The organism is Heyndrickxia sporothermodurans, assembly GCF_003055045.1.
Lineage (GTDB): Bacteria > Bacillota > Bacilli > Bacillales > Bacillaceae_C > Heyndrickxia > Heyndrickxia sporothermodurans.
The window spans coordinates 1-4,970 of sequence record NZ_NAZB01000048.1; the positions used below are offsets into that span (position 1 = coordinate 1).

Below are 4,970 nucleotides of genomic sequence, written 5' to 3' on the forward strand. Positions count from 1 at the left end.
TCTATCAATTTTAGAAAACTGCGCCGAATTGGGCTTAAAGGTGCCTAATGTGCTAGTTGATAAATTGCATGTTATCCAAGATGAAGATAAAGGAGAGGACAAATAATGACTAAAATTGTTGTAATTGACCCAGGACATGGCGGTAAGGATCCGGGAGCATGTGCAAATGGATTAAAAGAAAAGGATGTCGTTCTTAAGATTTCTAAATTTGCAAAGGATTATTTAGAAGATGGATATGAAGGTGTAAAGGTATATTTGACACGTTCTACCGATGTCTTTGTAGAACTTAGTGAGCGTGCTAGGTTTGCCAATAAGAAAAAAGCTGATCTATTTGTATCGAACCATATCAACGCGGGCGGCGGTACGGGTTTTGAATCTTATGTATATACGTCTATTAATGTAGGTAGCAAAACGGAAACAATGCGGGGAGCCGTACATGATGCGGTAATGACTGTTTTTAAAGGCTTTAGAGACCGTGGTAGGAAAAGCGCTAATCTTGCCGTAGTTAGGGAAACAGCAATGCCAGCAACATTATTGGAGCATTTATTTATTGACACTAAAAAAGATGCTGATTTCTTAAAATCTGATGCAAATCTTAAAGCTATTGCAAAAGCCGAGGCTAAAGGGATTGCTAAAGCATTAGGATTGAAAGCTAAATCAAAACCTAGCAAGCCCTCAAATGATAAGGACAAGTCATTTTATAAGGTCCAAACTGGAGCATTTGCAAACAAAGAAAATGCCGAAAAATTAGCAGCTGAATTAAAGAAAAAAGGGTATAAGACGTACATTGTGAAAGAATAATAAAAGGGCAACTAGATTACACATTAAAAGCCCTTCTCAATTTTGAGAGGGGCATTTTCTCTCTACACAAAAAACCTTTTAATGATGGTCAATATAAACGGCTCTTGGCTCGTTATCATCCATATATTCCACGACCTTTATTAACTCTCTTACAGCATCTTCTTTCTTGTATTTATCATCTCCTTCAAGTTGGTTAGCAACAGTTAATATTCTTTCTTTTACGTGAGTCCAATCCTGTTTTAAGTTTAAGTAATCAATTGTATTCAACTTAATCCCTCCCATTATTTCCAATAATTTATTCGATAAAAATAATGAAAATCCCTTTTATAAGAACGAATGGTTGGTTATAATAAGAACAATAGTTCGCATTGGAGGGTCAATCGATGAAAGGTTTATTAATGAGGTCTGCTGCTACGGGTGAGCGATTAGAAATGATTTATTTATCTAATAAAGGTGAGATCACACAGAGAATCATACATGTGGAAAAGGTAGGCGAAGAATCATTTAAGGCATATTGTTACAAACGTAGGCAGTCTCGCACGTTTAAACTAAGTAACGTTTTATCGATTGCTCCAATGAGACACCATAGAAGGGGCGCATAGTATGAATATTAACGACAGAGGAATGAAGAAATGGCATGGCTTTATGATGCCAGAACATGTAGAAGGCATAAAAGAAATGTGGATAGATAGTCAAAAAAATAAAATGCCAATATGGGATGAGGAACAAATTGCAGAATTCGAGCAATTAATAAGATATGCCAAAGATTATAATTTATATGTAGATTTATCAATTTATAATAATGGCTTCGAAAGAAATATTACATGTTCCATTAAATCGATTGATCCACTGAAAAAGGAAATTAAAATAGCAACAGTGGAAGGTATGGAGAGTATTCGATTTGATAAAATTTTAAATATAACTGTAATAGACTAAACCGCCCAAATTGGACGGTTATTTTTTTTTATTTTAATGCATCGTGTTGTTTATATCCGGAAGCTAATTTTTCTAAATCTAATGATTCGTAATTATCCCAATCTACTTTTTTAAAAGTTTCTCCATCAATCATAATTGCTAATACTTCACCCATCGACTTTTTCCCGTTTTGATCTGTTAGAGGTGCAAGCCAGCTAATAGTAGCGGAAGAAACATCCTTCATTTTTGATAAGTCGGCAAAAATTTTAGCTGAATCTTTTAACAATGCTTGCTTGGAACCTTCATGCGCTTTTGTGTTAATTTCTAATTTTAAGATGCCGTCGTTGTTTTTTATAGATTTTACAGTGTCTTTATCACTAACTTTTTCTCCCACAACGTTATGTACAATTGACGTAACACGTTCTTTTGCTGAAATTGAAGTGTCGGATAAATCAACTTTTTCTTTGCCACATGCAGCCATTATCCCGATAAGAGAAATAATGGATATGAACAATATTAATCTTTTCAACTTTCTTCCTCCTTGATTTTGTATATGTCTTCAAATTTTACGTTTAAAAGCTTACAAAGTTTCAATAATTGCGGAATTGTGGGATAAGATCTCCCTGTACACCAATTGGATAGAGTGTTCCTTGATACTCCAATGTACTTTTCAATGTATGGCCTATTAAAAGGAGAGTTTTTAATGATTTTTCCTAAGTTATTGATAACCATCTTCATCACCTATTATATTCATTCTACATAGCCGTGAGAATAACCTTTCACAAATAACTACGCAAAAAATCGTATTTTTTTGTGAAAGACAGGCAAGTTTTATGTCATTCGCCCATACAATGAACTATACAAAGAAGGGAGAGTGATAGTATATGGATCCTTTTACATTTGGAATAGTGTCTGTAGGTGCTGTGGGTGGAAGTTTAGTAGGTGTAGCATTACTTGATAAATCAGGGATTGCAATTAATGATTCGGTTCTTACTATTGTGATGGAGGTGATGAAATACGGAGGAATTTTCTATCTGATGAAGGAACTTAGTAAACTATTTATTTAGGTATATGTATATATGTCGGACTTAAAATGAACAAAAAGAAACATGATTTTAATCTATTATCATATAACTTTGCATACTTCAATGAACAATACATCTTATGAATAATTCAATGAAGACTTCAAGGAATAGGAGGATGAATATGTCTGTGAATGGTATGTTACGGTCAATGTTTCAAAATGTAGCTGATAGCAAATGGAATAAAGACAGATTAAGAAGAAATCAATTTGAGGAACTAAACGAACCATTCTTATTTTCATCAAGCCATTTAAATAATTTATTTGATGAATGTAAGAATAAAGAGGAATATGAATCTATCCTTGATCACATGTATAAATTCGATGCTTGCGAGGTTGATAGTTATAAAGAAATCGAAAATAAAATTATTGAAAAATTATGGTGAGGTGAGCTAAATGTTAGAGTGGTTTGCACTACCAGCAATAATTACTGGTGCAGCATTAATTCCAAAGAAATCCATGAGTGATGAAAAGAAAATACAAACAATATTTGAAAATAGAAGGGTGGGAATTAAAAAGGATGATGCATTTTTATATCCAAAGTTACACAAGAAATACGAGAATGAGCAGTATTCAACCTATTTATACACCTTACCCTTAGGAATACCTTCAGAAGCATTTGAAAGCATAAAATCAGCTATTATAGACGGATTAAATAAGGATATAGAGTTTGAATACGATGGACTGCTAAAGATTAAAGTTTATAAGAATCAGCTGCCTGAAAAATGGTCGTTTACAGATGATCTCCTTACACAAGATAAATGGGAGGTTCCGATCGGAAAAAATCATGAAGGAATCCTTTATCATGACTTCGATAAATATCCTCATATGCTTGTAGGTGGTGTTACAAGGTTTGGTAAAACGGTTTTAATTAAAGAAATGTTTTATTCTCTGCTTATGAATCAAATGGAAAATGTAGATTTTTATATTCTTGATCTAAAAGGCGGTATGGAATTTGGTCATTACATGGGCATTCCACAAGTTAAAGAAGTTGCCAGTGATATTTATGAGTCTACAGAATTGCTTTCCAATTTTATTGAGGACCTAAAAAAACGTCAACAATATATGCGATCAAAACAATATACAAATATCGTCGACACACCTATCCAGAAACGCACTTTTATTATTGTGGACGAAGGGGCAGAACTTTCCCCGGATATTGTTTCTGGCGAAGCTAAAAAGTATGCAAAGTATTGTCAATCGGCGTTATCCGAAATTGCTCGTATTGGTGGAGCATTAGGATATAGACTAATTTTTTGTACTCAATATCCAACTCGCGAAGCTGTGCCTATGCAAGTGAAAATGAATATCGTGGCACGGTTATCATTTATAGCTGCAGCACAAATTGCAAGCAGAGTTATTCTTGATGATATTGGAGCAGAGGACCTTCCATCTATTCCAGGAAGAGCAATATATAAAATTGAAAAAAATCGTACTATACAGGTCCCATACATTGATGATAAGTATATATTTAAACGATTGGAGGAAGAGCAAGATGCTGTTATCAACTCAAACCAAGATAGAGAGTCTATTAATGACTATAGATCAACTAGGTATGGTAACAATTAAGCAATTAAGACGAAAGCATGATTTAAAAAGTTATCGCAATGCTTGTAGGATTGTTAAGCAACTTGAACCATTCATTCACACAACATTTTTCAATAAAGAAAAGGTACTTTACTTGAATAAAGATGGACGCGAATTTATTGGGTCTACAAAAGAAGTGAAACGGAATGCTCTTATAGAACACACATTGCTATCCAATGAAGTATATTTTCACTTCAATTGTCCATTGGATTGGCGAAGAGAACACGTCATTGAATTAAAATCTGATATGAAAAAGCACGAAATAATTGTAAATGGTGGCTTAAAAATAGCCAATAAAAAAATTATTGCTGATGCTTCATTCACCAGAAATGGATATACTCACTTTGTTGAAATTGATAATACCCGAGATATGTCAGACAACAAGAAAAAAATAGAAAGTTATATCGATGCATTTAAACAAGACCGATTATCAATTCTTTATATTTTTACAAAAAGTAAAAACAGAAAACGAAAATTTGAGTCCTGGATCAACCAATACAATTTAAGAGCTCACGTCCACACTTTTGAAGAAATCAATTAGACATAAACTCATCATCAAAATAAAGCTTGTCCATGATTTTATTAA

At 33.4% G+C, this 4,970-nt stretch carries 11 protein-coding genes; 8 read left to right on the plus strand and 3 right to left on the minus strand.

All coding sequences use genetic code 11. The features are described 5' to 3' along the window. Positions 1-7 precede the first annotated feature (7 nt). Together B5V89_RS20765 and B5V89_RS16425 are read left to right on the plus strand one after the other, a co-directional pair. Complete coding sequence (locus B5V89_RS20765; protein ID WP_425319841.1) at positions 8-106, plus strand: phage holin family protein; 99 nt, start codon at positions 8-10, stop codon at positions 104-106. Then, on the plus strand, positions 106-801 hold the full coding sequence (locus B5V89_RS16425) for an N-acetylmuramoyl-L-alanine amidase (RefSeq protein ID WP_108073021.1): 696 nt from the start codon (positions 106-108) through the stop codon (positions 799-801). Before B5V89_RS20765 ends, B5V89_RS16425 begins: the two co-directional genes overlap by 1 nt. 78 nt (positions 802-879) lie before the next feature. Here B5V89_RS16425 and B5V89_RS16430 read toward each other — a convergent pair whose 3' ends face one another. After that, positions 880-1,068 carry a hypothetical protein gene (locus B5V89_RS16430; RefSeq protein ID WP_108073022.1) on the minus strand — a complete coding sequence of 63 codons (189 nt, stop codon included), beginning with the start codon at positions 1,066-1,068 and terminating at the stop codon, positions 880-882. 116 nt (positions 1,069-1,184) lie between these two features. On the opposite strand from B5V89_RS16430, the gene B5V89_RS16435 reads away from it, so the two are divergent. Beyond that, positions 1,185-1,403 (plus strand): hypothetical protein, encoded by a 219-nt coding sequence (locus B5V89_RS16435; RefSeq protein WP_108073023.1) that lies wholly within the window; start codon positions 1,185-1,187, stop codon positions 1,401-1,403. A gap of 1 nt (position 1,404) precedes the next feature. Then, the gene (locus tag B5V89_RS16440) at positions 1,405-1,737 is read left to right on the plus strand and encodes a YolD-like family protein (protein WP_108073025.1); all 333 of its coding nucleotides are present in this window, start codon (positions 1,405-1,407) and stop codon (positions 1,735-1,737) included. A gap of 28 nt (positions 1,738-1,765) precedes the next feature. Here B5V89_RS16440 and B5V89_RS16445 read toward each other — a convergent pair whose 3' ends face one another. Continuing rightward, on the minus strand, positions 1,766-2,245 hold the full coding sequence (locus B5V89_RS16445) for a hypothetical protein (RefSeq protein WP_108073026.1): 480 nt from the start codon (positions 2,243-2,245) through the stop codon (positions 1,766-1,768). After that, positions 2,242-2,454 (minus strand): helix-turn-helix transcriptional regulator, encoded by a 213-nt coding sequence (locus B5V89_RS16450; RefSeq protein ID WP_342352541.1) that lies wholly within the window; start codon positions 2,452-2,454, stop codon positions 2,242-2,244. Before B5V89_RS16450 ends, B5V89_RS16445 begins: the two co-directional genes overlap by 4 nt. Before the next feature lie 146 nt (positions 2,455-2,600). On the opposite strand from B5V89_RS16450, the gene B5V89_RS16455 reads away from it, so the two are divergent. The 4 genes from B5V89_RS16455 (at position 2,601) to B5V89_RS16470 (ending at position 4,925) form a co-directional block, all read left to right on the plus strand. Beyond that, on the plus strand, positions 2,601-2,783 hold the full coding sequence (locus B5V89_RS16455) for a hypothetical protein (protein WP_108073029.1): 183 nt from the start codon (positions 2,601-2,603) through the stop codon (positions 2,781-2,783). 139 nt (positions 2,784-2,922) lie between these two features. Continuing rightward, a complete protein-coding gene (locus tag B5V89_RS16460) occupies positions 2,923-3,183 on the plus strand; it encodes a hypothetical protein (protein ID WP_108073030.1) in 261 nt (86 codons plus the stop codon). A gap of 10 nt (positions 3,184-3,193) precedes the next feature. Beyond that, a complete protein-coding gene (locus tag B5V89_RS16465) occupies positions 3,194-4,366 on the plus strand; it encodes an FtsK/SpoIIIE domain-containing protein (RefSeq protein WP_108073032.1) in 1,173 nt (390 codons plus the stop codon). Then, entirely contained in the window at positions 4,332-4,925 is a 594-nt protein-coding gene (locus tag B5V89_RS16470; RefSeq protein ID WP_108073033.1) for a hypothetical protein, read from the plus strand. The genes B5V89_RS16465 and B5V89_RS16470 overlap by 35 nt, the downstream gene beginning before the upstream one ends. Positions 4,926-4,970: the final 45 nt, after the last annotated feature.